Genomic DNA, 26,873 nt, shown 5'->3' with positions numbered 1-26,873 from the left:
AGCGGCGGGAATGTCGGTCCAGCGTCAGCGGCTAAGGATCAGGCCGCCTTGCGTGCAGCCAGCTGGCGCAGGACGTACTGCAGCAAGCCGCCGTGCTTGAAATACTCCACTTCCTTCGGCGTCAGCAACAGCACCTTGACCTGGAACTGCTTGACGCTGCCATCGGACTTCTTGGCATCGACGGTGGCGCGACGGCTGGCACCGTCCTGCAGGCCGGTGATGTCCAAGACTTCGGAGCCATCCAGACCCAGCGTCTGCGCGTTTTCGTTTTCCAGGAACTGCAGCGGCAGCACGCCCATGCCGACCAGGTTGGAGCGATGGATGCGCTCGAAGCTTTCGGCGATCACCGCCTTGACCCCCAGCAGGTTGGTGCCCTTGGCCGCCCAGTCGCGCGAGGAGCCGGTGCCGTACTCCTTGCCGGCCAGCACCACCAGCGGCACGCCATCGGCCTTGTACTTCACCGCCGCGTCGTAGATCGCCAGCTTTTCCGGCTGACCGCCAGCTGCTGGGTAATACAGCGTGTTGCCGCCTTCTTCGCCACCGAACATCAGGTTCTTGATGCGGATGTTGGCGAAGGTGCCGCGCACCATCACATCGTCGTTGCCGCGGCGGCTGCCGTAGCTGTTGAAGTCGGCCGGTTGTACGCCGCGTTCCTGCAGGAAGCGTCCTGCCGGCGAATCCTTCTTGATGTTGCCGGCCGGGGAGATGTGGTCGGTGGTGATCGAGTCGCCGAACAGGCCCATGATGCGCGCGCCGTGCACGTCCTCCACATGGCCGACCTGCATGGTCATGCCATCGAAGTAGGGCGGGTTCTTGATGTAGGTGGATGCGGCATCCCATTCGTACAACGCGCCATCGGGGGAGGCGATGGTGTTCCAGCGCGAATCGCCCTTGAACACATCGGCGTAGTTCTGCTTGAACATCTCCGGGCCGACGGTCGCGGCGATGGTGTCGCCGATTTCCTTGTTGCTCGGCCAGATGTCGCGCAGGTACACCGGCTGACCATCGCTACCGGTGCCCAGCGGCTCGGTGGTGAGGTCGATGTCGGTGGTGCCGGCGATCGCATAGGCGACGACCAACGGCGGCGAGGCCAGGTAATTCATTTTGACTTCGGGATGCACCCGGCCTTCGAAGTTGCGGTTGCCCGACAGCACCGAGGCCACGACCAGATCGTCCTTGGCAATCGCGGCGGACACGTCTTCCGGCAGCGGGCCGGAGTTGCCGATGCAGGTGGTGCAGCCGTAGCCAACCACGTAGAAGCCGAGCGTTTCCAGGTCGGCCAGCACGCCGGCCTTGCTCAGATAATCGGTGACCACACGCGAGCCCGGCCCGAGCGAGGTCTTGACCCACGGCTGCGCCTTCAAGCCCTTGGCGGCCGCGTTGCGTGCCAGCAGGCCGGCACCGAGCATCACTGCCGGGTTGGAGGTGTTGGTGCACGACGTGATGGCAGCGATCACCACCGAGCCGTCGCGCAGCTGCCAGCCGGCGCCGCTGTCGGCCGCGCCTTCGGCATGCGCCGCCTTGGCGCCGACTGCGGTGCCGCCGCCGCCTTCGTTCTTGAGGCGATCTTCCTGTTTGATGTCGCCCAGCCGCTTGCTGCGCGCCTCGGCGAACGGCTTGAGGCTTTCGCGGTAATTGGCCTGCATGTCTTCCAGCAGCACGCGGTCCTGCGGTCGCTTGGGGCCGGCCAGCGACGGCTTGACCTCACCCATGTCCAGTTCCAGCGTGGCGCTGTACTGCGCCGGCGGGGTGGTGGCGTCGTGCCACAGGCCCTGCGCCTTTGCGTAGGCTTCCACCAGCGCAATCTGCTCTTCGCTGCGGCCGGACAGGCGCAGGTAGGTCAGCGATTCTTCGTCGACCGGGAAGATGCCGCAGGTGGCGCCGTATTCCGGCGCCATGTTGCCGATGGTGGCGCGGTCGGCCAGCGGCAGGTGCTGCAGGCCCTCGCCGAAGAACTCGACGAACTTGCCCACCACACCTGCCTTGCGCAGCATCTGGGTGACGGTTAGCACGAGATCGGTGGCGGTGGCGCCTTCGGGCAGTTTGCCGGTGAGCCTGAAGCCCACCACCTGCGGAATCAGCATCGAGGACGGCTGGCCCAGCATCGCAGCCTCGGCTTCGATGCCACCCACGCCCCAGCCCAGCACGCCGATGCCATTGATCATGGTGGTGTGGCTGTCGGTACCGAACACGGTGTCGGGATAAGCGACCAGGCTGCCGTCCTGGTCCGCGCTCATCACCACGCGGGCGAGGTTTTCCAGATTGACCTGGTGGACGATGCCGGTATTGGGCGGCACCACCTTGAAGTTTTCGAACGCTTTCTGGCCCCAGCGCAGGAAGCCGTAGCGTTCCTGGTTACGCTGGAATTCGATCTTGCCATTGAGGTCGAGCGCGTCGGGCTTGCCGAACACGTCCACCTGCACCGAGTGGTCGATGACCAGTTCGGAGGGAATCTGCGGGTTGATCTGGTCGGCGTCGCCGCCCAGCTTGACCACCGCATCGCGCATCGCGGCCAGGTCGACCACGCACGGCACGCCGGTGAAATCCTGCAGCACCACGCGCGCGGGCATGAAGGCGATTTCGATCTCCGGCTCGGCCTTGGGGTCCCATTTGGCGACTGCCTCAATGTGGTCCTTGCCGACGGTCACACCGCCGTCCTCGTGCCGGAGCAGATTCTCCAGCAGGATCTTCATTGAGTAAGGCAGGTGGGCAATATCGAATCGCTCGCCCAGTTTGGGCAGGCTGTAATAGTCGTAGCGCTTGCCGTGGACCTCAAATGAGGCGCGGGTGGAAAAGGAATCGCTCATGCATCACTCCTATGGCGTCGAAAGGCTTTAGGTAGGGGCCTATTCTGAGCAGTTCAGTGTGTACGCACGGTGTGTCCGGGTCGATCTGCTCGCTTGAGTACGACCGCCCAAGTACGTATCATGTGCGCATACTTTCTGGAGCATGCTCATGGAAGCCACCGTTGCCGAACGTGGACAGATCACGCTGCCCAAGGCCGTGCGCGATGCCCTGGGCCTGACCAAGGGCACCACCCTCAAGATCGAACTCGATGGTGGGCGCATCATCTTGCGTAAAGATGTCAGCGAAGCGCTGCGCAAGGTGCGCGGCAAGTTCAAGCTGGTCGACGGCCTGACCAGCACTGACGAAGCCATGCGCGCCATCCGTGGCCGTGCGCCCGGGGATCCGTTCGACCCATGATCGCCCTGGACTCCTCGGTGCTGCTGGACATCCTCATCGGCGACCCGGTGTACGGCGAGGTGTCGGAAATCTGCATCGGCGATGCACTGGCGCGCGACGAGGTCGTGGTCTGCGACGCGGTGGTGGCCGAAGTGCTGGCCATGCTGGACACCCAGGTCGACCTGATGGAAACCCTGGCCTCGATCGGGGTGCGTTACGAAGCCACCCAGGAAGCGGCGGCGGTGCGCGCCGGCCATATGAACAAGCGCTTCCGTGCACGCGGCGGCAAGCGCGAGCGGGTGGTGGCGGATTTTCTGATCGGCGCCCACGCGATGCTCCAGTGCGATGGGTTGATTACCCGCGACGAGGGCTTCTTCCGCGACTACTTCAAGGGCTTGAAGATCACCGTCCCCAAGCCCGTTGCCTGATCCACGCCTTCTGATCCACGTCTGACGTTTTTACACATTCACTGCTGTCCTTTTGGAGAACCCGCATGTTGGAAGCCTATCGCCACCACGTTGCAGAGCGCGCCGCGCTCGGTATCCCGCCGCTGCCGCTGACCGCGCAGCAGACCGCCGAGGTCATCGAACTGTTGAAGGCTCCGCCTGCCGGCGAAGAAGCCTTTTTGGTCGAGCTGCTGAGCCAGCGCGTGCCGGCCGGCGTCGACGACGCCGCCAAGGTCAAGGCCTCGTACCTGGCCGCCGTGGCCTTCGGTACCGAGAAGACCGCACTGATCAGCCCCACGCGTGCGACCGAGCTGCTGGGCACCATGCTGGGCGGCTACAACATCCAGCCGCTGATCGACCTGCTGGATAACGCCGAGCTGGGCGCCACCGCCGCCGAAGCGCTCAAGCACACCTTGCTGGTGTTCGATGCGTTCCATGACGTGCAGGAAAAGGCCGACGCCGGCAACGCGCACGCCAAGTCCGTGCTGCAGAGCTGGGCCGATGCCGAGTGGTTCACCAGCAAGCCGGAAGTGCCGCAGAGCATGACCGTCACCGTGTTCAAGGTGCCGGGCGAAACCAATACCGACGACCTGTCGCCCGCGCCGGATGCGACCACCCGCCCGGACATCCCGCTGCACGCGCTGGCGATGCTGAAGAACACCCGCGAAGGCGCGGCGTTCGTGCCGGAAGAAGACGGCAAGCGTGGCCCGATCCAGGCCATTGCCGACCTCAAGGACAAAGGTCATCTGGTCGCCTACGTCGGTGACGTGGTCGGTACCGGTTCTTCGCGCAAGTCGGCGACCAACTCGGTGCTGTGGTGGACCGGCGAAGACATTCCGTACATCCCCAACAAGCGCTTCGGCGGCGTGTGCCTGGGTAGCAAGATCGCCCCGATCTTCTACAACACCATGGAAGACGCTGGCGCGCTGCCGATCGAGCTGGACGTGTCGCAGATGGAGCACGGCGACGTGGTCGAGCTGCGTCCGTATGACGGCAAGGCGCTGAAGAACGGGCAGGTGATTGCCGAGTTTGCGATGAAGTCGGACGTGCTGTTCGACGAAGTGCGCGCCGGTGGCCGCATTCCGCTGATCGTCGGCCGTGGCCTCACCGCCAAGGCGCGTGAATTCCTGGGCCTGCCGGCCTCGGATCTGTTCCGCCTGCCGATGGACCCGCCGGACACCGGCAAGGGTTTCTCGCTGGCACAGAAGATGGTCGGCCGCGCCTGTGGCTTGCCGGAAGGCCAGGGCATGCGCCCGGGCACCTATTGCGAGCCGAAGATGACCTCGGTGGGTTCGCAGGACACTACCGGCCCGATGACCCGCGACGAGCTGAAGGACCTGGCCTGCCTGGGCTTTTCGGCCGACCTGGTGATGCAGTCGTTCTGCCACACCGCCGCTTACCCGAAGCCGGTGGACGTCAAGACCCACCACACGCTGCCGGAATTCATCTCCACCCGTGGCGGCGTGTCGCTGCGTCCGGGCGATGGCGTGATCCACAGCTGGCTCAATCGCATGCTGCTGCCCGACACCGTGGGCACCGGTGGCGACTCGCATACCCGTTTCCCGATCGGCATTTCGTTCCCGGCCGGCTCCGGCCTGGTGGCGTTCGCCGCCGCCACCGGGGTGATGCCGCTGGACATGCCCGAGAGCGTGCTGGTGCGTTTCAAGGGTGAGATGCAGCCGGGCGTGACCCTGCGCGATCTGGTCAACGCGATCCCGCTGTATGCGATCAAGGACGGTCTGCTGACCGTGGCCAAGCAGGGCAAGAAGAACATCTTCTCCGGCCGCATCCTGGAAATCGAAGGCTTGCCGAATCTGAAGGTGGAGCAGGCGTTCGAACTGTCCGACGCCTCGGCCGAGCGTTCGGCGGCCGGTTGCAGCGTGCACCTGGACAAGGCGCCGATCATCGAATACCTGACCAGCAACATCACCCTGCTGCGCTGGATGATCGCCGAAGGCTATGCCGACGCGCGCACCCTGGGCCGCCGCATCAAGAAGATGGAAGAGTGGCTGGCCGACCCGCAGCTGCTGCAGCCCGATGCCGATGCCGAATATGCCGCGGTCATCGAGATCGACCTGGCCGACATCCACGAGCCGATCGTGGCGTGCCCGAACGACCCGGACGACGTCAAGACGCTGTCCGACGTGGCCGGTGCGGCGATCGACGAAGTGTTCATCGGTTCGTGCATGACCAACATCGGCCACTTCCGTGCCGCGGCCAAGCTGCTGGAAGGCAAGCGCGACATCCCGACCCGTCTGTGGGTGGCACCGCCGACCAAGATGGACGCCTCCGAGCTGACCAAGGAAGGCCATTACGGCACCTTCGGCGCAGCCGGCGCGCGCATGGAGATGCCAGGCTGCTCGCTGTGCATGGGTAACCAGGCGCAGGCGCGCGAGGGCGCCACGGTGTTCTCCACCTCCACGCGTAACTTCCCCAACCGTCTGGGCCGCAACACCAATGTGTACCTGGGCTCGGCGGAACTGGCGGCGATCTGCTCGCGCCTGGGCCGGATTCCGACCAAGGAGGAGTACATGGCCGATGTGGGTGTGATCAAGACCAGTGGCGACCAGATCTACCGCTACATGAACTTCGATCAGATCCAGGAATATCAGGACGTTGCGGATACCGTCGCTGCCTGATCCAGCGGATTGGATGGAGCTTAGAACGCCCGGCAATGCCGGGCGTTTTTCGTTTATCGGGCAATGACTTCGCTTCGCGTAGAGCGTGACGTGCGTCAAAACAAATCGCAGTTAAACCGCTTGCCGCACTGCAACAAATTTCTGATGTGAAGAGGTCTAGAGTTCCGCCGCCCTCCCATTTATGTCGATGCCGATGCCTTCTTGCACGATCGCAGGTCAAACACTCCATTACACCCAGCACGGTCAAGGTTTTCCGATCCTGCTCGGCCATAGCTACCTGTGGGACGCGGCGATGTGGGAGCCGCAGATCCAGGCGCTTTCGCAGCACTACCAGGTGATCGTTCCTGAGCTGTGGGGCCATGGGCAGTCGGGCGAACTGCCGCAAGGCACGCAGGGAATCGACGATCTTGCCCGGCAGATGCTTGGCCTGCTGGACGCGCTGGAGCTGCCGCAGTGCGCGGTGGTGGGCCTGTCGGTAGGCGGCATGTGGGGCGCCGAGCTTGCTTTGATGGCGCCGGAGCGCGTGCGCAGCCTGGTGTTGATGGACACCTTCCTGGGCGCCGAGCCGCCGGCCACGCGTGCGCGTTATTTCGGCATGCTGGATACGATCGAAGCGGCCGGGCAGGTGACGCCTGCGCTGATCGAGGCGATCGTGCCGATCTTCTTCCGCCCCGGCATCGATCTGACCTCGGCATTGCCGGCCGCGTTCGCGCAGCGCCTGGCGGCGATGACGGCCGAGCAGCTGCGGACGTCGATCGTGCCGCTTGGCCGCCTGATCTTCGGACGTGCCGATCGACTGGATGCCATGTCTGCGCTGGATCCTGCCAACACCTTCCTGCTTGGTGGCGACGCGGATGTTGCGCGGCCGCCGGAAGAGTTGTGGATGATGGCCGAAGCGATTTGCTGCGATTACGAACTGGTGCCCGATGCCGGGCATATCGCATCGCTGGAGAATCCGGCGTTCGTCAATGCGCAGTTGCTTGGGTGGTTCAAACGCACCTTGTCGTGAGGTTGAAGCGGGGAGGGTGCGCGTGGAATGACGCGTGTGCCCTTACTCCAAGCGCTCTTCGATAGGGTGAGATGGCTTATCGCTGCTTTGCGTCTCCCGTCGGGAGCTTCAGATGTGTTTCCTTCTCCCGTCGGGAGAAGGTGCCCGTAGGGCGGATGAGGGGAGGGTTTCGGCGGGATTTGTGTGTGGCCGTACCCTCACCCCAACCCCTCTCCCGGGGGGAGAGGGGTTTGTAAACGCTGCAGCCGTCTACGCGCTGCGGTCGTCTAAGGCCTGCACTCGTCTGGATGTTGCGTGGTTACGGTTGCGCGCCTAGCCAGGCTTCCAGTGCCGGGGCCGGGAGAGGCCGCGAGAACAGGTAGCCCTGCAGGACTTCGCAGCCCAGGTCGGCCAGGAACAGGCGCTGTGCTTCGTTTTCGACGCCTTCGGCGACGACGTGCTTGCGCAGATGCTCGCCGATGCGCAGCACCGAGGTGGTGAGCGCGCGTGCGTCTTCGCTGTGTTCGATATCGCGTACGAAGCTCATGTCCAGTTTGAGTTCGTCGATCGGTAGGCGGTGCAGATGGCTCAGGCTGGAATAGCCGGTGCCGAAGTCGTCCAGCGATAACGAGATGCCGGCTTCGCGGATGGCATGCAGGTTCTCCAACACGCCCGGTTGCCCGGACAACATCACGCTTTCGGTCAATTCAAGGGTGAGGTCGGAGGCTTGCACGCCGGTGTCGGCGATCAGCCCAAGCAGGTCGGGGAGCATGCGCGGGCTTTCGAAGCCGCTGGCCGACAGATTCACCGACACGCGCGTGACCGGCACGCCGCGCAGACGCCAGTCGGCCACTTGTTCGCAGGCGCGCCGCAGGACCCAGGCGTTGAGCTGGGGCATCATGCCTTGCTCTTCGGCGACCGGCAGAAACCGTGCCGGCGAAATGGCGCCGAGTTGCGGATGATTCCAGCGCAGCAAGGCTTCAACGCCATACAGCGCGTGCGGGGCGGCGCTATGCAGTTGCGGTTGGTAATGCAGCTGCAATTGATCGCGACCGATGGCCTGGCGCAGTTCCGCTTCCAGCGCCACGCGCTCCTGCGCCATGCGATTCATGTCGGAGCTGAAGAAACGGAAGCGTCCGCCGCCTTCCTTCTTGGCGCGATTCATCGCCAGGTCGGCATGCCGCAGCAGGATGTTGATGTCGCGCCCGTCTTCGGGAAACATCGCCACGCCGATGCTGGCCGAGGGATGCACGGTCATGTGGCCTACCGACAGCGGGCCGGCGATGGTGCCCAACACGCGTTCGGCCGCGGCGCTGGCCTGCTCGGCGCTGCATTGCGGCAGGGCCAGTGCGAATTCGTCGCCGGCCACGCGTGCCAGCATGGCGGTGGCGGCAAGTTGGTCGCCGACGCGCAGCGCGATGTCGCGCAACAGACCATCGCCGGCAGAATGGCCCTGACTGTCGTTGATCAGCTTGAAACGGTCGATGTTGATGAACATCAACGCGACCGGTTCGGCAGCGTATTCGGCCTGGGTCAGCGCCTGCTCGGCGCGTGCGCTGAACATGATGCGGTTGGGCAGGCCGGTCAGCGCGTCGTAGAACGCGAGTTGATGCACGCGTTGACGGATCTGCTCGCGCTCCAGTGCCAGCGTGCACAGCTGTTGGCACAGTTCGGTCAGCCGTACGTGCCAGGCATCGGCACGTTGCGGCTTGCGGTAATACAGCGCAAAGGTGCCGAGCACGCGCGAGCTATTGGCGCGGATCGGGGTGCTCCAGCAGGCGCGCAGACCCATCGGCATCAACTGGTCGCGATAGGCGGTAAACAACGGGTCGGTGGCGATGTCTTCCACCATCACCGCACGGCCGCGCCAGGCAGCGGTGCCGCAGGCACCTGCACCGGGGCCGATCTTCAGGCCGTTGACGGCGTCGGCATACTCGGGCGGCAGACTCGGCGCGGCCAGCGAATGCAGGCAGCCCTGGTTGTCGGCGCTCATGACGGTCGCCAACACTTCCGGTGCGATGCGTTCGACCTCGGTGCAGATCAGCGTCATCACCTCGATCAGCGGGCGCTCCTGCACCAGCGCTTCCAGCACGCGGTGCTGCAGCACCTCGTGCATCTTGGTGTCGGTGATGTCGGTCAGCACCGCCACGTAATGCGACGGATTGTGCTTGGCGTCGTAGATCGGATTGAAGTTGAGCGAGATCCACAACGGCGAGCCGTCCTTGCGATAGACCAGCAAGTCGGCACGGGTTTGCTGCAGGGCATCGGCGCGATCGCGGATGCGCGCAACCTCGCCCTGGTCGCTCTGCGCGCGGGTCAACACATCCGACGGGCGCTGGCCGACCAGCTCGGCTTCGGTGTAGCCGAACATGCGCTGGAAGCCATCGTTGGCGTAGAGCAGGCGCGATTGCAGATCGCAGATGAGGATGGCACTGCTGCTGCCATCCAGCGCTTCGGCCAGCAAGCGCGAACGACGGTCATCCGGCGCTTCGCCGGGCTTGGCCATGCCGGCCGTGAGCGGGCCGTGCTTGATCGGCGTGCGCGCATGGTCGAATGCGGTAACCGACGACGTATCGCCGACCAGTTCGGCTGTCGCCCACGCATCCGTCGCCGTGTTGGCGTCGGTGTCCGGTGCGCCGTCGTGCGGCGGCAGATCGGTCGGATGCGGGGGCAGGGCGCGCATGGGCGATCAGCGCGCTTGTGCCGACAATGCGATCAGGCGTTCGGCAACACGGTCCAGCGGAACCACTTCCTGGGCGGCGCCCAGCTTGTAGGCGGCGCCGGGCATGCCCCACACCACGCTGCTGGCTTCGTCCTGTACCAGTGTGGGGGCGCCGGCCTGCAGCATTTCCAGCAGGCCGCGCGCACCGTCGTCGCCCATGCCGGTGAGGATGGCGCCGACCGCATTCGGCCCGGCGTTGGCGGCGACCGAGCGGAACAGCACGTCCACCGCCGGCTTGTGGCGATTGACCGGTGGGCCGTCGTCGATACGGCAGCGCCAACGCGCACCGTCGCGAATGATGCGCAGGTGCTGGCCGCCCGGCGGCAGATAAGCGTGGCCAGGCAGAATGGCTTCGCCGTCGCTGGCTTCGCGCACCGACATCGCCGAGTGGCGATTGAGGCGCTCGGCGAATGCGGTGCTGAAGCTGGCCGGCAGATGCTGGGTCATCACCACCGCCGGTGCATCGGCAGGCATGTGTTCGAGCACCACGCGCAGCGCTTCGGTGCCGCCGGCAGAAGCGCCGATGGCGATCAGGCGGTCGGTGGTGCGGAAGCGCAGCGCGCTGCCCGGCACCGGTGCCGATTGCATGTCCAGGGTGAGCTTGGGCGTGCTGGGGCGATGCAGTGCACTGACCTTGGCCTTGGCGGCCATCTTGACCTTGCTGACGATTTCTTCGGCATAGCCTTCCAGTCCACGCACGACGTCGATCTTGGGCTTGGACACGAAGTCCACCGCACCCAGCGACAAGGCCTGCAAGGTGGTGTCGGCACCGCGCTCGGTGAGCGAAGAAATCATCACCACCGGCGTCGGGCGCAGGCGCATCAGGTTTTCCAGAAACACCAGGCCGTCCATGCGCGGCATTTCCACGTCCAGCGTGATCACGTCCGGATTGAGGCGTTTGATCTTTTCGCGCGCCAGGATCGGGTCGGCGGCCGAGCCGATGACTTCGATGCCCGGATCGCGCGAGAGGATTTCGGTGAGCATCTGACGGACCACCGCCGAGTCGTCGACGATGAGTACACGTACGGGAGTTTCCAGCGTCATTCGAACAACTCCACTCCACCGGTGACCGGTGCTTTGGACAGACGGGCGCGCACGGCCGATTCTGTGGCGGCGACTTCGGCTTCGTGCGCATGCGGCAAACGCTGCACGACTACCCGGCCGGTCGTCGGAAAGAACCACACCTTGCGCGGATGGATGCCGCACAGATCTTCGGCAATGATGGGGATGTGTTCGGCTTGCAGGTACTGGCGCACGAACTCGGCGTTGCGGGTGCCGACCGGATTGCTGGTGAAGCCCTTGAGCACGTTGGCACCGCCGAAGACCTTGGCTTCGATGCGTTTGCGATGCGCGCCGCGCTTGAGCATGTCGTTGATCAGCAACTCCATCGCATAACTGCCGTAGCGCGCCGGTGCACCGTCGCCGACCTGTCCTTCGGGCAGCAGGAAGTGATTCATGCCGCCGATCTTGAGCACCGGGTCGCGCAAGCAGGCCGCAACGCACGATCCCAAGGTGGTCGTCAACGCGGTGTCGTCGTCCACCACCAGATATTGAGTGGGCAGCAGCTTGGCGGTAATGGTCTGGAACCGCGAATCGCGGTAGCGCATCACGTCGTCGACTTGCACAGCGGTACTCATGCAGAGGCTCCCGAACGCGGAGCGCGCCGATACAGCGTGCGCCCGCACGGCTGGATCAGATCGGCTGCGTGCAGGTAATTCTCCGAGTGCCCGGTGTAGAGCAGACCGTCGTCGCCCATGTGGCTGACCAGACGCGACAGGATGCCGCGCTGGGTCGGTTTGTCGAAATAGATCATCACGTTGCGGCAAAACAGCGCCGCATACGGGCCGCCGACGTCGTAACGCGGCGACAACAGATTCAACTGGCGGTATTCGATGAGTTGGCGCAGCGCAGGAATCACCCGGCACTTGCCTTCGTTGGGGCCGCTGCCGCGCTGGAAATACTTGCGCTTGATCGCCGCATCCAGCGAGGCGACGCGGTCGATGGCATAGACGCCGCGCGAGGCGGTTTCCAGCACCTGGGTGTCGACGTCGGTGGCGACGATGCTCACCGGCGGGGTCAGTGTGCCGAACGCCTCGCAGGCGGTGATGGCGATGGAGTAGGGTTCCTCACCGGTGGATGCGGCGCACGACCAGATCTTCAGTGGCGCCTGCGAGGCGCGCTTCTGTAGTTCTTCGCGCAATTTGTCGAAGTGATGCGGCTCGCGGAAGAACGAGGTCAGGTTGGTGGTCAGGGCGTTGGTGAACGCCTGCCATTCTTCTTCGTCGTTGCCGGCTTCCAGCTGGTCGATGTACTCGCGAAACGAGCGCAGCCCGAGCACGCGCAGGCGGCGCGACAGGCGGCCATACACCATGTCGCGCTTGGCCGGTGCCAGCGAGATACCGACGCGTTGGTAAATCAGGTCGCAAACGCGCTTGAAGTCGCGGTCGCCAAAATCGAATTCGCGCGTGTCTGAAGCGGGAGTCGTAGTCGTCATATCCATACACGTCGGGAGCTATAACGTGGTATCGGCCATGTAGCCGTGCAACTGAAGCACCAATCCATCAATGACTGCGGTTGGGCTCGGTGTCGCAGCAACGCTGCGGTGCGGCGGCGTGCAGCGACGGCGCGGCGGGGTGAAGGCTGCCTGTCGTTGCGAGAGGCAGAAACACAACGCCCCGGCAGTGCCGGGGCGTTGTGGGTGACAGCGGTGACTTGGAGCGGTTACCAGAACGTAGCGAGCAGTCGTCAGGTGGGTGCGGACGGCGCGGAGGAGGCGGAGTGTACGCGAGGTACCTGACGCATCCGCCGCGCCCGCCTGGCGCCTGCATAGCCCTTCTGTTGGCTGCTCTTAGAACTCTTGCCAGTTACCGTCGGCCAGTGCGGCCTGCGGCTTGGCAGATCGCGCCGACGGCGCTGCGGCTGTCCGCACGGCCGGCTTGGCCGCCGTCTTGACCGCAACCGGACGCGAGGCCACCGGGCGCACGCGCGCTTGTGCAACCGCGGCCGATTCGTCCAGCTTGAACACCGACACCGCTTCGGCCAGATGACCGGCCTGCTCTTCCATCGAGCGGGCGGCGGCAGTGGCTTCTTCCACCAGGGCGGCGTTCTGCTGGGTGGTTTCGTCCATCTGGGTGATGGTCTGGTTGACCTGCTCGATGCCGGCCGACTGTTCCTGCGAGGCGGCGGAGATTTCGCCCATGATGTCGGTGACACGCTGCACGCTGGCAACGATCTCGGCCATCGTCGCACCGGCCTTGCGCACCAGCGCAGAGCCTTCGGCGACCTTGTGCACGGAGTCGTCGATCAGGCCCTTGATCTCCTTGGCGGCGCCGGCCGAACGCTGTGCCAGCGTGCGCACTTCCGAGGCGACCACCGCAAACCCGCGGCCTTGCTCACCGGCACGTGCCGCTTCCACCGCTGCATTCAAGGCCAAAATATTGGTCTGGAACGCAATGCCGTCGATGACCGAGATGATGTCGGCGATCTTCTTGGACGAGGCTTCGATGCCGGACATGGTGGTGACCACCTGCGACACCACTTCGCCGCCCTGCGAGGCCACACCGGTGGCGCCGATGGCCAGCTGATTAGCCTGACGTGCGCTTTCGGCGTTCTGCTTGACGGTAGAGGTGAGCTCTTCCATCGAGGCAGCGGTTTCTTCCAGGTTGGCGGCTTGCTGTTCGGTGCGGTGCGACAGATCGCTGTTGCCCGAGGCGATTTCGCCGGCTGCCGAGTTGATCGCACTGGAGGAGAGCTTGATGCGACCGACGATATCGGCCAGTTGCTCGGCGGTGGCATTGGCATCGTCACGCATCTGCGCGAACACGCCGCTGAACTGCCCTTGCATGCGCACGGTCAGGTCGCCACGCGACAGCGCAGACAACAGCGCAGAGATCTGCTCCAGGCTGCCGGCATTGGCATCCAGCAAGCCGTTGAGCTGCTGCGCCAACTGCAGGAAGAAGCCCTGCTTGCCGTCGGTTTCGACGCGGCCGCTCATGTCGCCGCTGGCAGCGGCACGCACGATGCGGGCGACTTCTTCTTCGACCTGGACTTCGATGGTGCGGTCGCGCCATTCGCAGACTTCGCCGGTGGTTTCGCCTTGCTCGTTCTTGATGCCGGTGACGGTCTGCGCCAGCACGACTTCGCCGAAGCGCTCTTCGAAGCTGGTGACACCATCGCGTTCGAGCGCAGCAACGGCCTTGCGCACGGTCGCGTCCGACAGGCCCAGGTAGCTGATGTGCTGACCGATGACCTTGCTCGCATCGAACTCGGGCGATGCCAGACGGATGCTGCTTTCGTACTGCGTCACGATCTTCTTGAAGGCATCGTTGGCGTAGATCATGACGCGGTCGGGATCGGTGATGAAGGTGCCGGTGGACGACTTGTCCAGCGCGGTGCGGATGCGCAGGTTCTCGTCGGCGATTTTCTGATCGCGTTCGATGCGCTCCTTCAGATCGCGCTGCATGCGCTGCATGGAGCGCATCAGTTCGCCCACTTCGTCCTTGCCGTGCGCATTGATCTGACCATCCAGCTTGCCGCCGGCGATTTCGGTGGCGGTGCTCACCGCGCCGCGCATGCTGCGCACGATGGAGCGGGCAAACAGAAATGCCAGACCCAGGCCACCGGCAATGCCGATCAGCAACACCACCATGGTCAGCGAGACCGAGGTTGCGTGGACCTTTTCGGCCTTGGTCTTGGCCGCCTGTGCCAGCAGATTGTCCTCGGCGATCAACGCAGCCAGCGAATCCTTGGCCTTGTTGTGCAGGGTGCGGGTCTCGCCGACAAAGGTGTCGATGGCATCGTCGGGAAGATTGAGCTCGATCATTTCATCGACGCTGGCGTACGAGGCCGAGGCCTTCTTCCAGTCGGCCACGAACACGTTGAAGAGTTTTTTCTGTTGCGGGCTTTCGATCAGGCGGGGATAGCCCTTGATCGTTGCCTCGATTTCGCCGTTGAGCTTCTTGGCGCGGACCCTGGCTTCCTGCTTGACCGCATCGCTGGCGCGCACCAGATTTTGATAAGACGCATTCCGGTATTCGCCTAGCATGCCGCGCAGATCGCCGGCTTCGCGGACGCTGGACATGGTGTTGCCCGCCAGATCGCGCGTCACGTTGTTGAGCGATGCCAGGCCCGAATACGCGATGATTCCCTGCACCAGCATGATCAGCAGCACGATGCCGAACGCCAGCATCAGCCGCGGCATCAATTTCAGATTATTAATCCATTGCATTGACACGATTCCCCCGTAGAAGTCAGTCCGCATAATCCAGACAGCACATCGCCACGCATGGGCGTGGCGATGTGCGATGCGATTACTTGATGGTGGCGAGCTTCAGGCTGGCCGGGGAGCTGACTTCGATTTCGGCGCGCGAGCTGTCGCGCTGGATCTTGCCGAGGACGCAGACGTCCTTGCCTTCCAACGATTCCGGGGCAAAGCTGAACTTGCCGCGGTTGGCGCCGTCGATGCGGGCCGAGAAGGTGTGACGCGGGAACATGCCGCCCATGTACAGGAAGGTGGGTTCGCCTTCCGAGCTCTGTGCGTACTTGGCCTTTTCGACCTTGCCGCACACCATGCCGTCCTTGCCGACGAAGCGGGTGGCCATCTCCGGCGGAATCATTTCCTGCGACTGAGCCGACAGCGTGGGGGCAACGATCACGAGAGCAGCGACGGGGAGGAGCGAGAGCAGGAACTTCATTGGGGATTCTCCAGAATCGAAAGTCGAACGGTGACCCGCTTATGAACGCGGGCTTCTATTCAGCTATCGGCTAACTGGGATTCAACTTGAAGTAAAAAAATGTGATTCAAATCGCACTTCTATCTAGCAGTGCGTCTCGTGTCGGGAAGCTCCCGACACCTGATGGTGGTATGCGCATTAGGCATAAACCACTGCGGCCGTCAGAGGGCTGCCGGGTGTTCAAACGCGGCGATGCACACCTGATGCATTGCCGCGCTTGCCAACCACTGCATCCCTCTGACGACCGCAGGTCGCCGCACTCAACCACCGTGAATCAGGCGGCTTCTTCAGCCAGCTGCTGCTGACCCAGCTCGGTGCTGTCCAGCAGGGTTTCGATATCCAGCAGGATCAGCATGCGATCGTCCTGGGTACCGATGCCGGAGATGAAGCGGGTGTCCACTGCGGCGCCGAACTCGGGCGTCGGGCGGATCTGGTCGTCATTGAGCGGGATGACGTCGGAGACGCTATCCACCACGATGCCGACCACGCGGTCTTCGACGTTGAGCACGATCATCACGGTGAACGCGTCGTAGCGCGCTTCCTTGAGGCGCAGCTTCAGGCGCAGGTCGATCACCGGCACGATGGTGCCGCGCAGGTTGATCACACCCTTGATGTAGTCGGGCGCGTCAGGCAGACGGGTGACCGAATCGTAGCCACGGATTTCCTGCACTTTCAGGATGTCCACGCCGTAGTGTTCTTCGCCCAATGCGAAGCTGAGGAATTCACCACCGGTGCCGGTGGCAGTGCTTTTGTCGTTCATGAAAACTCCGGGCGTTGCGGCTGAGTGTCAGGTTGCGGCACTAGGTTGAGAAGGCTGCCATAGCAACATCGGCGCAGCGCTCGGCAACTTTAGGTGCGTGGACCAAGTGGTACGTGCGGGTTCAGAACACGCCGCTCTTGCGCGCGTTGCGCTGGCGGTCGACCCGAAAGATGTAGCGCTGGATGGTTTCGTCGGCGCCACGCGGCAGATCGCTGAACTGCAGGCCGACGCGGAAGCCTTCGCTGCCATTGGGCAGGGTCTGCTTGTGTTGGCTGCACACCGTGAGCGGCAGGGCGATCGGTGCGACGTCGGGCAGGTGCAGCGTGCAGTCGCGATAGGTGCGTTGCGGCTCCAGCAAGGGCATGCCGGCGGTGAGCGACACCGCTAGGCCGCCGCTGCTGATATCGATCACGCGCAGCTGCAGGTTAAGGTTGCCGCCCTGGGCTTCGTCCTGGCGGATGATGCACATGGGCGAGTCGGTGATCGGCGTTTCCAGCCGGTACGATTCGCGGCGTTGCATGTGGTACATCGCGTCCGGCAGCTCGGCGCGGAAGGCGACGTGGATGTCGCGCTCGATGCGCTCGGCCTTTTCCAGCCGAAAACGCACGTTGACCCGCTCCAGTTGCGCATAGCAGAGCAGGTACTTGGCATCTTCGATGGCGCGGTTGGAGGTGTCGTTGTGGCTGCCGTCCAGAATCACGCAATCGTCGTCTTCATCGATTTCGAGCACGGCGGTGGGCACGGCCATGTCGCGGCCTGCCACATGCATGGTCACTACGGCGCGTTGGTCGAGCAGCTGGCGCAGCAAGCCACGGATCTGCCGTTTGTTGCGCAGCAGATAGCGTTCGTCACCTTCTGCAAGGTGATCGTCGTGGTCCAGCTCTGACTCTGAGGTATCGCCTTGGGACATGGGCACAAGCACAGTGGTAGCGGGAAGAAGCCCGGAGGGTTGTCCCGGCGTCGCCTTGATATCGGCGGCAAAGCGAAATCTTTAAGTGCTGCTGATAAAACTCGTACGCCTGGCGCTGCTCATGACCCATCGCGATGGGCGGTGTGCAGAGCTTTTAACGCAGCAACCATGCCGCCAAGGGTCCTGCGACAGTGAGCGGACAAGGGCCAGTGAAGGTGGTCGGCGCGTTGGTGCAAGCGACAGGCGACGTTCGCCCGCGGTGCCGTCATATCACTGGCTGCTTTCATCAAACAGCCAACCAACGTTCTGGTGCGGGGCCCTTGCCGATTGCGGGACCGTTGGTGGCATGGATACCGCCAACGAGCCCGCAGGGACGGGTTCACGGCGTGTCCCGCGAGCGGTGAGGGCGCCGCGGGCTCGATACTGCGAGTTTGCTGCAGGGCCCTTGCCCGCTCACCATCGCAGGACACGCTGCAAGTACGTTCTTGTAAGCTCCGTGGCGGCATCCATGCCGCCAAGGGTCCTGCGACGGTGAGCGGGCAAGGGCCAGTGAAGGTGGTCGGCGTGCAGCGTTTGAGCACGGCAACCAACAACGCCTGGACATCTCCCGACTCACCCAGCGTTTGCCTCAGACAGCGTTTGTCGCATCAGTGATAGGCGTGGCGTGCGTTGGCCAGCAAGGTGCTCAGGCTGTCCTGCTGTTCGAGGCGGAACACCGCCACTGCGTCCACCAGCTGCGTGGCCTGTTCTTCCATCGAGCGCGCGGCTGCCGTGGCTTCTTCCACCAGGGCGGCGTTCTGCTGGGTGGTTTCGTCCATCTGGGTAACGGTCTGGTTGACCTGGGTGATGCCGGCGGCCTGCTCGCGCGAGGCGCTGGTGATCTCGCCCATGATGTCGGTGACGCGCTGCACCGAGCTGACGACCTGCTGCATGGTACTGCCCGCTTCCGACGCCAGTGCGGCGCCGTTGCCGATGCGGGTCACCGAGTCTTCGATCAGGTGCTTGATCTCCTTGGCCGCACCGGCCGAGCGCTGGGCGAGCGTGCGCACTTCCGAGGCCACCACGGCAAAGCCGCGGCCCTGTTCGCCAGCACGTGCGGCTTCCACCGCAGCGTTCAAGGCCAGGATATTGGTCTGGAAGGCGATGCCGTCGATGACGCTGATGATGTCGGCGATCTTCTTGGACGAGGCGTCGATATCGGACATGGTGGTGACCACGCGGGAAACCACGTCGCCGCCCTTGGCGGCCACGCCGGCCGCATCCAGCACCAGGCGGTTGGCCTGGTCGGCGTTGTCGGCGTTCTGCTTGACGGTGGCGGTGAGTTCTTCCATCGACGCGGCGGTTTCTTCGAGTGCGGCGGCTTGCTGTTCGGTGCGACGCGACAGGTCGCCGTTACCGGTGGCGATTTCGCTGGCGGCCGAGTTGATCGCCAGCGACGCATCCTTGATGCGACGCACGATGCCGGCCAGTTGGTCGGCGGTGGCGTTGGCGTCGTCGCGGATGGTGGCGAACACGCCTTGCAGATCGCCGTCCATGCGCGCAGTGAGATCGCCCTGCGACAACGACGACAGCAGCGCGGAGACACGCGAGAGGCCATCGGCGTTGTTGTCCAGCAGCATGTTCAGTTGCTGGGCGAGCTGCAGCAAGAAGCCCTGCTTGCCGGCGGTGTCCACACGGCCGCTCAGGTCGCCAGCTGCGGCTGCCTGCACGATGCGCGCGACTTCTTCTTCCACCTGCACTTCCTGGGTGCGGTCGGCCCACTCGATGACAAAGCCCATGCGCTCGCCGTTGGCGTCTAAGACCGGGCTGACCACCTGGCGCACGATGCGGTCGCCAACGGTGATCTGGGCGACGTTGGTGCCGGTGAGCTGTTCGAGCATGCGCTCGTGCTCCTTCGGCGCGGCATGGAATTGATTGATGCTGGTGTCGATCAGCTTGTCCGCATCGAAGCCGGGCGCAACGCCACGCAGCTGTTCCTGCACGCCCTTGAGCAAGCGTTGCAGCGGCCGGTTGACGTAGATGATGCGCTGATGGATGTCGGCGATCATCACGTTGGTGCTGACATCGTCCAGCGCGGTACGCACACGCAGTGCTTCGCTGGCGATCAGGTGATCGCGCTCCAGCCGCGCGCGCAGGTCGTTACGCATGGTGCGGGCGCTGAGCAGCAGGCGGCCGAGTTCATCGTGCCGATCGATCTCGATGGGGTTGTCCAGACGGCCGGCGGCGACATCGCCGAGCACGCGTTCCACTGCAATCAATGGGCGGGTGACCATCTTGCGTGCGGCGATGAACACCACCGCGATGCACAGCGCCAGCACCACCAGCGAGAACAACAGCATGCTGCCCATCAGCTGGTCGAGCGGGCCGTCGATGGCGCTGCGCGGCTGGGTGCCGATCACCGCCCACTGCCACGGCGCATAGCGCTGTGCGGTGACTTCGAATGCCTGCGCGTTGCCCTTGGCATCGCGCAGCTGCAGGTTGGCGCTGGGCTGCTTGCCGTCCAGCACCGACTGCAATGCCGCTTGCTGCTCGGCCGGCACCAGTGCCGACAACGTCGCCGGAGCACCAGGCGGTGCGGCGATGATCTGGCCCTGGTGCTCGCCAGGCGCCATGTCGGCGATGACGAAATAGCCGTCCTGTCCCAGCTTGGTCGTGCTGACCTGGGCCTTGAGCGCGGCCAGGCCCTGGGTGTAGTTACGACCGACGAACAGCGCGCCGATCACCTCGCCAGCAGCGTTACGCAGTGGCGCGTAGTACGTCATGTACTGGTCGCCGAACAACTGCGCCTGGCCGGTGAAGGGCTTGCCTTCGGACAGCGCGGCGTAGGCTTTGCCCTTGCGATCGAGCAGGGTGCCGATCACGCGCTCGTTCTGTTTGTTGCGCAGCGAGGTGGTGATGCGCACGAAGTCGTCGCCGGTGCGCGCGAAGATGGTCGCAACGCCGCCGGTGGTCTGCGCGAAGCGATCCACCGCGTCGAAGTTGAGATTCAGGGCCTGCTTGCCGGAGCGCAGCGTGGGCGTGTTCTGCTCGCCGATGCTCACGGTACTGGCGGTATCCAGCTCGCGTGCGCCGCGCGGCAGCATGTCGTCAAAGACGCTGCCCAGACGCTCGGTGCCTTCGGTCAGGGTGACGTCGTACATCGCCACCGACTGCTGCATCAGCCGCGTGCTCGAACGCAGTTCGGCCTTGACCTGCGATTCGATGTCGCCGGCCGATTGCCGGTAGATGGTGAGGGCGAGCAGCCCCAGCGACATCGCGATGACCAGGGTCAGCAATGCGGACAACCGCGTACCAACGGAAAGTCGGTTGAAGAAATGCATGAGAGTGCCTTGCCCGGGGGAGGGCGTTACGGATGCGTGAATGCGATAACGGCCGTCTATGCGCGAAATTGATCGTTTTTGTAGAAATCAGCACAACAGGGTGCGCTGTATTCAGTTTCTGCTCATTGGAAGCGTTTCCAGCTGCGCCGCCGACAATCGGCATATGTAAGGACTATGTGAAGTTGGGAGCGTGAAGGACACCATCGACCCCGATCTGCGCGTGCCGACGACGCGGACATAAAAACGCGAACATAAAGAAGGGCCGCGTCCCCTTGCACGGGATGCGGCCCACAAGATCCGCGAAGCGCGGACTCGAACGACTCTCGAACTTTCTGTAGTGCTGATGGTGGTGGTGCGCAACGCGTAGATCACTCACCGCGCCGTTACCTGCTGCAACGGTGGTAGATGGCTGCGTCGGTGCATGCGCTGACGGGTATCAGCGCATTCCTTGCTGCGGGTGAATTCAGAACTCCTGCCACCCGCTGGCGTTGGCTGTCGACGCAGACGCGCTCACCGCAGGGCGGCGCACCATCGCTGGCGTGGCGGTGGTGCGTGCCGCCGGACGCGCTGGCAGGCGCGCAGTACGTGGCGCGCTGGCGATGGCAGTCAGGTGACGCGCGACCGGCGCCTGTGCCTCGACCTTGAACACGGCCACGGCTGCAGTGAGTTGCTGCGCTTGTTCTTCCATGGCGCGTGCAGCGGCGGTGGCTTCTTCCACCAACGCTGCGTTCTGCTGAGTGGCTTGGTCCATCTGCGTCACGGTGAGGTTGACCTGCTCGATGCCGGCCGACTGCTCCTGCGAAGCGGCGGAGATCTCGCCCATGATGTCGGTGACGCGCTGCACCGAGGAGACGATCTCGGCCATGGTCTTGCCGGCCTGATCCACCAGTTGCGAGCCATCGGCCACGCGCTGTACCGAATCGCCAATCAGGTCCTTGATCTCCTTGGCCGCCGCCGACGAACGCTGCGCCAGCGTGCGCACTTCAGAGGCGACGACCGCAAAACCACGGCCTTGATCGCCGGCGCGCGCCGCTTCCACCGCCGCATTCAAGGCCAGGATATTGGTCTGGAACGCGATCCCGTCGATCACGCTGATGATGTCGGAAATCTTTTTCGATGAGGCCTCGATGCCGGCCATGGTGTCGACCACTTTGCCGACCACTTCGCCACCTTGCGAGGCCACGTTGGCGGCACCGATGGCGAGCTGGTTGGCCTGGCGTGCGCCCTCCGCGTTCTGTTTGACGGTGGAGGTGAGCTCTTCCATCGATGCGGCGGTTTCTTCCAGATTGGCGGCCTGTTGCTCGGTGCGCTGCGATAGATCGTTATTGCCGGTGGCAATCTCGCTGGCCGCGGCGTTGATCGACAACGCAGAGGTCTGGATGCGCCCGACGATGTCGGCCAACTGGCTGGCGGTGGCATTTGCGTCGTCGCGCATCTGTGAGAACACACCCTTGAAGTCGCCATCCATGCGTGCGGTGAGATCACCCGCTGCAATGGCCTGCAACATGCCCGACAGCGATTGCAGGCTGCCATCGGCGGTGGCCATCAATTGATTGAGGCTTTCGACCATGATGCGGAAGTCGTACTGAAACTGCGCCGCATCGCCGCGTGCACTGAAGTCGCCATTGGCAGCAGCGTTTGCCAGGTGCTTGATCTGTTGGTTCATCGCAGCCAGGTTGGCCTTGACCTGCGCCATGGTGTTGGTGAGTGCTGCCTTTTCGCCGGGGAGCTGCTGCATGTCTTCGCTGAGGTCACCGATCGCATAGCGGCCCATGATCTGCGCCAGACGTGTGGTGACCTGGATGTGGCTGTCGACCAGCGCATTGGTATCGCCTGCCATGCGGCCAAAATCGCCAGGAAATGCGCCGCCATCCATGCGGAAGCTGATCTGGCCGGCATCGTGGCGTTTGGCCATGTCCAGCTGCGCGGTGATCAGGTTGCGCACCTGCGTTTGCATCTTGTCCATCGCCTGCAACAGGCGGCCGGTTTCGTCGCCCGCATCGGTATGCACGGCATTATCCAGCTTGCCGTCTGCAATCGCTTCGGCAGCACGTGTGGCACGGCTCAGCGGCCGAGTGAGGCTACGGGTGATCAGCAAGCCCAGCGTGCTGCTGAGCAGCACCACCAGCAGCGAACCGCCCACCAGCAGCTTGCGCGAATCGTTCATCGATTGCAGCGCAACTGCAGCGGCTTCGGCGGCGAGTTTGTCCTGCAAAACGATGTTGTCGCCGATCTTGTCCTGCCACTGCTGCAGCGCGGGCGCTGCCTTGGTGAGCAGCAGCGGCAGCGCTTCGTCGCTGTGGCCGGACGTCACCAGATCGATGACGTGGTTGTTCAAGTCGCGCACCGCGGGGGTGAGCTGATCGATGTCGTCGCGAATGGCCTTGCCTTGTTCCGAGACGGGCATGGCGTACAAGGCGTCGCGCGCTTTGGCGTAGTCGGCGCGTGCGCGTTTGATCTTTTCGATGAACTTCAGATTGTCGGCATCGCTGGTGGGCAGCACCAGGTTGCGCAATTCCGCGGCGATGATGTAGTTCGCATTCATCATGTCGTTGGACAGGCGGATCTTGGTCATGTTCTGGCTCACCAGGTCATCGACCAACCCACGTGCCGAGGTCAGGCCGCGATAGCCGATAAAGGCGATGAAGCCCGATAGCAGAATCAACACGGCAAAGGCGCCCGCCAGGCGTGGTCCGACATTGAAACGCAGCAAAAAAGAGTTCATGGAGTCGCTCGGCTCGAAGGGATGGGGTGCATGACATCGACCGGGTGGCACGTCGCCGTGCGCTCGTGTCCGCTTTGCGGCATGCCAAGTGGTAACGGCTGCAACTGCCTCGAATTGACCGGATGCGCGGTGCCTGTACAGCGCTGGATCACACTGGTGAACAGCACGTGTGGGTCGGGTTGGCGCTGGTGAAAAACTGTGCTGAGTTGTTCGATTTCGGCGTCGGAATGTGCTGTTTATGCGCGTGTGCAGCGAAGTGGCATCTGGCTGTCATCGTAGGGTTTCACGTGCGCTGCACGGGTTTTGGCAACGTAGGCTTGGTTGGAGTGAGTGCGGTTGGGGCGGTCATGGTGGTGTTGACTTGGTCGCTTGGCCGTACCCTCACCCCAACCCCTCTCCCGAGGGGAGAGGGGCTTAGGCGCTGGGGCTTCGTTGTTGCGTGCGCTGTGTGGCTGATCGTTGGTGACGGGCGGAGCGATTCTGCGAGGCGCGTGGGCGCTGCTGCGATATCTGCCAGTTGTTGCTGCGTGTCTGCCTAGCTTCCTGCACGCGAGCAAGTTGCCTGCCTGCCAAAACGCGCAAAGCCGACCCGCTAAGCGGGCCGGCCTTGTGTTTGATGCGGCGCGGTGTCTCGTCTGCTGCTATTGGTGCGTATGGCTATCGGTGCGCGCAGAGTTGATTGTGCACATGCGCCAGTGTTGCGCGACCAGTTCGTTTACCCAGGTCGCGCGTACTGCGCTTAGAACTCCTGCCAATCACCAGTGTCGTTAGCCGACGCCGATGCCGTGGTCTGCATCGCGCCACGTCGCGGTGCTGTTGCCGCATTGGGGCGTACAACCGGACGCGGCGCGGTGCGTGCATTGGCCGGTGCGCTGGCAATAGCCGACAGACGGCGTGCAATCGGCGCGTGTTCGGCCACTTTGAACACTGCGACGGCTTCGGTGAGCTGCTGCGCCTGTTCTTCCATGGCGCGTGCGGCGGCGGTGGCTTCTTCCACCAGTGCGGCATTCTGCTGGGTGGTTTCGTCCATCTGGGTCACGGTCTGGTTGACCTGTTCGATGCCGGCGTACTGCTCCTGCGAGGCCGACGAAATTTCGCTCATGATGTTGGTGACGCGCTGCACGCTGGCCACGATGTCGGCCATGGTGGTGCCGGCCTGGTCGACCAGCGTTGCACCTTGCGCCACCTTTTCCACCGAGTCGTCGATGAGGTGCTTGATCTCTTTCGCTGCGCCGGCCGACCGCTGTGCCAGCGTGCGCACCTCGGAGGCGACCACCGCAAAACCACGGCCCTGTTCGCCGGCACGTGCCGCTTCCACCGCCGCATTCAAGGCAAGAATGTTGGTCTGGAAAGCGATGCCGTCGATGACGCTGATGATCTCGGCGATCTTCTTCGAAGACGCCTGGATGTCGGACATGGTGGTGACCACGCTCGCCACCACAGCGCCACCCTGGGACGCCACTGCAGCGGCACCGATGGCGAGCTGATTGGCCTGGCTGGCGTGTTCGGCATTCTGCTTGACGGTGGAGGTGAGTTCTTCCATCGAGGCGGCGGTTTCTTCGAGATTGGCGGCCTGTTGTTCGGTGCGCTGCGACAGATCCTGATTACCGGTGGCGATTTCGCCGGAGGCCAGGCCGATCGCGCCGGCTGCTTCCTGGATGCGGCCCACGATGTTGGCCAGCTGTTCGGCGGTGGCATTGGCGTCGTCGCGCATCTGTGCGAACACGCCCTGGTACTGGCCGGTCATGCGTGCGGTGAGGTCGCCGGCGGCGATCGACTGCAACAGGCCGGACAGCGACTGCAGGTTGCCATCGGCAGTGGCCATCAAGGTGTTGAGGCTTTCCACCATGACGCGGAAGTCGAACTGGAACTGCTCGGCATTGCCGCGTGCGGTGAAGTCGCCGTTGGCTGCCGCCTGCGCAAGGTGCTTGATCTCGTGATTCATCGTGGACAGGTTGTGCTTGACCTGATTCATCGCCGTGGTGATCGCGGCTTTTTCGCCTGGCAATTGCGGCATGTCTTCGCTCAGATCGCCGATGGCGTAGCGCTCCACCAGGTGGATGGTCTGCATCTTGACCTTGATGTGCGCGGCGACCAGTTCGTTGGTGTCCTTGGCCATGCGGCCGAAGTCGCCGGGGAACGCGCCGGCATCCATGCGGAAACTGATCTGGCCTGCATCGTGGCGCTTGGCCATGTCCAGCTGCGCGCTGATCAGTTTGCGTACCTGGTCCTGCATCTTGTCCATCGCCTGCAACAGGCGACCGGTTTCGTCGTTGCTGGTGGTGCGCACATCGTTGTCGAGATTGCCGTTGGCAATGGCTTCGGCGGCACGGGTGGCCTGCGACAGCGGGCGTACCAGGCTGCGGGTGATGGCCCAGCCCAGCAGGCCACTGATGAACACCACCGCCAGGCCGCCGCCGATCAACATCGTGCGGCCGCGTGCCATCGCGGTGGTGGCCACCTCGTTGGCTTCCTGGGCGCGCTTGCGCTGCAGCGCCGTGTACTCCAGCAACGTGTCCTGCCACGCCTGTGTGGCCGGCGCTGCACGTTGCAGCATCAACGGCAAGGCTTCATCGGTTTTGCCTGCTAACCCAAGATCGAGCACCTGGCGGTTGAGCGCGCTGGCGGTCTTGTTGTTCTGATCGATCTTCTCGCGGATGGCTTGTGCCGTCGGCGTCGCCGAGAAGGCGTAGAGCTGCTCGCGCACTTTGTCGTAGGTGCTGCGCTGTTCTTCGATGATGGCGGCGAAGCGACGATTTTCTTCAGCGGTGGTCGGCAGCACGATATTGCGCAGCTGCACGGCAATCACCGAGACGGCGTCATTCATCTCTTGCAGATGCTGGACGATGACCATGTTGCGATTGGTGAGCGTATCCAGGCTCTGACGCGCTTGCGCTAGCGTGTAAAGACCAGCGGCCACCAGTGCGCACGACAGCAGGATCAGCGTGCCGAACGCAAAGGTCAGGCGCTTGCCGACGTTGTACCGTTGAAGAAGAGCGATCATGTTGAGTCTCGAAGGCGATGGGCAGGAAGGGGAGATGCGCATCGGCAGGGTCGCGTCGTCGGTACGTCGAGCGCTGCCAGGGCGGGCATGCATCCGGCCGATCCATCGATGCGCGTGACCGGTTGTCACGCTGCGCTCGATTGCAAGGCAGGTCTGCATGCTTGTGCTCGGTAACGGCGCTGGTGGCGACAGCTGAACTCGCTTGGCTGGTTGTGTATGGGCGGCCGTCACCAAGATGATGCTGGTGTGCACAAGTGATCTGGAAACCCTGATGGGAGCGCTACCAGCACGCGACCGGTGCGCTGCGATTTCACTGTTCGATCACGGGCTGAAGCGTGACGGCGGTGTGCAGGCGGGTGGGTTGCCGGGTGAGTGCACCGGCTTTGGGAAGCAAGTCGGCGCAATGCCGCATTCGCTCATGACGCAGATCAGGACGCGCGGATG

At 63.8% G+C, this 26,873-nt stretch carries 16 protein-coding genes and 1 other RNA gene; 4 read left to right on the top strand and 13 right to left on the bottom strand.

From position 1 onward, the window contains the following. Positions 1–38 precede the first annotated feature (38 nt). Positions 39–2,807, bottom strand: a complete 2,769-nt coding sequence (acnA, locus tag ABQZ00_RS10385; protein ID WP_323539300.1) for an aconitate hydratase AcnA — start codon at positions 2,805–2,807, stop codon at positions 39–41. A 148-nt stretch (positions 2,808–2,955) separates the two neighbouring features. Here acnA and ABQZ00_RS10380 point away from each other — a divergent pair, with 148 nt between their 5' ends. From ABQZ00_RS10380 to ABQZ00_RS10365, 4 genes are all read left to right on the top strand, one after another. Then, positions 2,956–3,204: an AbrB/MazE/SpoVT family DNA-binding domain-containing protein gene (locus ABQZ00_RS10380; protein WP_016903180.1), complete on the top strand. Its 249-nt coding sequence runs from the start codon at positions 2,956–2,958 to the stop codon at positions 3,202–3,204. After that, positions 3,201–3,611 (top strand): type II toxin-antitoxin system VapC family toxin, encoded by a 411-nt coding sequence (locus ABQZ00_RS10375; RefSeq protein WP_011259444.1) that lies wholly within the window; start codon positions 3,201–3,203, stop codon positions 3,609–3,611. Before ABQZ00_RS10380 ends, ABQZ00_RS10375 begins: the two co-directional genes overlap by 4 nt. A 65-nt stretch (positions 3,612–3,676) precedes the next feature. Further along, the gene (gene acnB / locus ABQZ00_RS10370) at positions 3,677–6,268 is read left to right on the top strand and encodes a bifunctional aconitate hydratase 2/2-methylisocitrate dehydratase (RefSeq protein WP_115561945.1); all 2,592 of its coding nucleotides are present in this window, start codon (positions 3,677–3,679) and stop codon (positions 6,266–6,268) included. A 193-nt stretch (positions 6,269–6,461) separates the two neighbouring features. Continuing rightward, on the top strand, positions 6,462–7,277 hold the full coding sequence (locus ABQZ00_RS10365; protein WP_323539301.1) for an alpha/beta fold hydrolase: 816 nt from the start codon (positions 6,462–6,464) through the stop codon (positions 7,275–7,277). A gap of 298 nt (positions 7,278–7,575) precedes the next feature. Here ABQZ00_RS10365 and ABQZ00_RS10360 read toward each other — a convergent pair whose 3' ends face one another. From ABQZ00_RS10360 to ABQZ00_RS10305, 12 genes are all read right to left on the bottom strand, one after another. Further along, a complete protein-coding gene (locus tag ABQZ00_RS10360; RefSeq protein WP_428849118.1) occupies positions 7,576–9,762 on the bottom strand; it encodes a sensor domain-containing protein in 2,187 nt (728 codons plus the stop codon). 183 nt (positions 9,763–9,945) lie between these two features. After that, positions 9,946–11,022, bottom strand: coding sequence for a protein-glutamate methylesterase/protein-glutamine glutaminase (locus ABQZ00_RS10355; protein ID WP_115553662.1), 1,077 nt, complete (start codon positions 11,020–11,022; stop codon positions 9,946–9,948). Next, on the bottom strand, positions 11,019–11,615 hold the full coding sequence (cheD, locus tag ABQZ00_RS10350) for a chemoreceptor glutamine deamidase CheD (RefSeq protein WP_005993860.1): 597 nt from the start codon (positions 11,613–11,615) through the stop codon (positions 11,019–11,021). Before cheD ends, ABQZ00_RS10355 begins: the two co-directional genes overlap by 4 nt. After that, positions 11,612–12,478 carry a CheR family methyltransferase gene (locus tag ABQZ00_RS10345; protein ID WP_055846534.1) on the bottom strand — a complete coding sequence of 289 codons (867 nt, stop codon included), beginning with the start codon at positions 12,476–12,478 and terminating at the stop codon, positions 11,612–11,614. The genes cheD and ABQZ00_RS10345 overlap by 4 nt, the downstream gene beginning before the upstream one ends. Before the next feature lie 219 nt (positions 12,479–12,697). After that, a non-coding RNA gene (locus tag ABQZ00_RS10340) (sX9 sRNA) lies at positions 12,698–12,773 on the bottom strand. Between the two features lie 53 nt (positions 12,774–12,826). After that, positions 12,827–15,205, bottom strand: a complete 2,379-nt coding sequence (locus ABQZ00_RS10335; protein ID WP_323539302.1) for a methyl-accepting chemotaxis protein — start codon at positions 15,203–15,205, stop codon at positions 12,827–12,829. Between the two features lie 82 nt (positions 15,206–15,287). Next, on the bottom strand, positions 15,288–15,671 hold the full coding sequence (locus ABQZ00_RS10330) for a hypothetical protein (RefSeq protein ID WP_005993867.1): 384 nt from the start codon (positions 15,669–15,671) through the stop codon (positions 15,288–15,290). A gap of 313 nt (positions 15,672–15,984) precedes the next feature. Continuing rightward, positions 15,985–16,470 carry a chemotaxis protein CheW gene (locus ABQZ00_RS10325; protein WP_011037040.1) on the bottom strand — a complete coding sequence of 162 codons (486 nt, stop codon included), beginning with the start codon at positions 16,468–16,470 and terminating at the stop codon, positions 15,985–15,987. A gap of 121 nt (positions 16,471–16,591) precedes the next feature. Further along, positions 16,592–17,380, bottom strand: coding sequence for a flagellar brake protein (locus ABQZ00_RS10320; protein WP_323523031.1), 789 nt, complete (start codon positions 17,378–17,380; stop codon positions 16,592–16,594). Between the two features lie 647 nt (positions 17,381–18,027). Then, on the bottom strand, positions 18,028–20,700 hold the full coding sequence (locus tag ABQZ00_RS10315) for a methyl-accepting chemotaxis protein (protein ID WP_323539303.1): 2,673 nt from the start codon (positions 20,698–20,700) through the stop codon (positions 18,028–18,030). Between the two features lie 463 nt (positions 20,701–21,163). Beyond that, complete coding sequence (locus ABQZ00_RS10310) at positions 21,164–23,425, bottom strand: methyl-accepting chemotaxis protein (protein WP_323539304.1); 2,262 nt, start codon at positions 23,423–23,425, stop codon at positions 21,164–21,166. 739 nt (positions 23,426–24,164) lie between these two features. Next, a complete protein-coding gene (locus tag ABQZ00_RS10305; protein ID WP_323539305.1) occupies positions 24,165–26,429 on the bottom strand; it encodes a methyl-accepting chemotaxis protein in 2,265 nt (754 codons plus the stop codon). Between the last annotated feature and the right edge of the window lie 444 nt (positions 26,430–26,873).

The sequence above is a fragment of the Xanthomonas sp. WHRI 10204 genome, assembly GCF_040202875.1.
GTDB lineage: Bacteria > Pseudomonadota > Gammaproteobacteria > Xanthomonadales > Xanthomonadaceae > Xanthomonas.
The sequence above is the reverse complement of the archived record's forward strand: the minus strand, read 5'-3'. Positions and strand labels throughout refer to the sequence as shown.

Excerpts from the sequence above, each read along its gene's own strand:
- acnA (WP_323539300.1), bottom strand. The coding sequence starts at position 2,807 with ATGAGCGATTCCTTTTCCACCCGCGCCTCATTTGAGGTCCACGGCAAG.
- ABQZ00_RS10380 (WP_016903180.1), top strand. The coding sequence starts at position 2,956 with ATGGAAGCCACCGTTGCCGAACGTGGACAGATCACGCTGCCCAAGGCC.
- ABQZ00_RS10375 (WP_011259444.1), top strand. The coding sequence starts at position 3,201 with ATGATCGCCCTGGACTCCTCGGTGCTGCTGGACATCCTCATCGGCGAC.
- acnB (WP_115561945.1), top strand. The coding sequence starts at position 3,677 with ATGTTGGAAGCCTATCGCCACCACGTTGCAGAGCGCGCCGCGCTCGGT.
- ABQZ00_RS10365 (WP_323539301.1), top strand. The coding sequence starts at position 6,462 with ATGCCTTCTTGCACGATCGCAGGTCAAACACTCCATTACACCCAGCAC.
- ABQZ00_RS10360 (WP_428849118.1), bottom strand. The coding sequence starts at position 9,762 with ATGGCCAAGCCCGGCGAAGCGCCGGATGACCGTCGTTCGCGCTTGCTG.
- ABQZ00_RS10355 (WP_115553662.1), bottom strand. The coding sequence starts at position 11,022 with ATGACGCTGGAAACTCCCGTACGTGTACTCATCGTCGACGACTCGGCG.
- cheD (WP_005993860.1), bottom strand. The coding sequence starts at position 11,615 with ATGAGTACCGCTGTGCAAGTCGACGACGTGATGCGCTACCGCGATTCG.
- ABQZ00_RS10345 (WP_055846534.1), bottom strand. The coding sequence starts at position 12,478 with ATGGATATGACGACTACGACTCCCGCTTCAGACACGCGCGAATTCGAT.
- ABQZ00_RS10335 (WP_323539302.1), bottom strand. The coding sequence starts at position 15,205 with ATGCAATGGATTAATAATCTGAAATTGATGCCGCGGCTGATGCTGGCG.
- ABQZ00_RS10330 (WP_005993867.1), bottom strand. The coding sequence starts at position 15,671 with ATGAAGTTCCTGCTCTCGCTCCTCCCCGTCGCTGCTCTCGTGATCGTT.
- ABQZ00_RS10325 (WP_011037040.1), bottom strand. The coding sequence starts at position 16,470 with ATGAACGACAAAAGCACTGCCACCGGCACCGGTGGTGAATTCCTCAGC.
- ABQZ00_RS10320 (WP_323523031.1), bottom strand. The coding sequence starts at position 17,380 with ATGTCCCAAGGCGATACCTCAGAGTCAGAGCTGGACCACGACGATCAC.
- ABQZ00_RS10315 (WP_323539303.1), bottom strand. The coding sequence starts at position 20,700 with ATGCATTTCTTCAACCGACTTTCCGTTGGTACGCGGTTGTCCGCATTG.
- ABQZ00_RS10310 (WP_323539304.1), bottom strand. The coding sequence starts at position 23,425 with ATGAACTCTTTTTTGCTGCGTTTCAATGTCGGACCACGCCTGGCGGGC.
- ABQZ00_RS10305 (WP_323539305.1), bottom strand. The coding sequence starts at position 26,429 with ATGATCGCTCTTCTTCAACGGTACAACGTCGGCAAGCGCCTGACCTTT.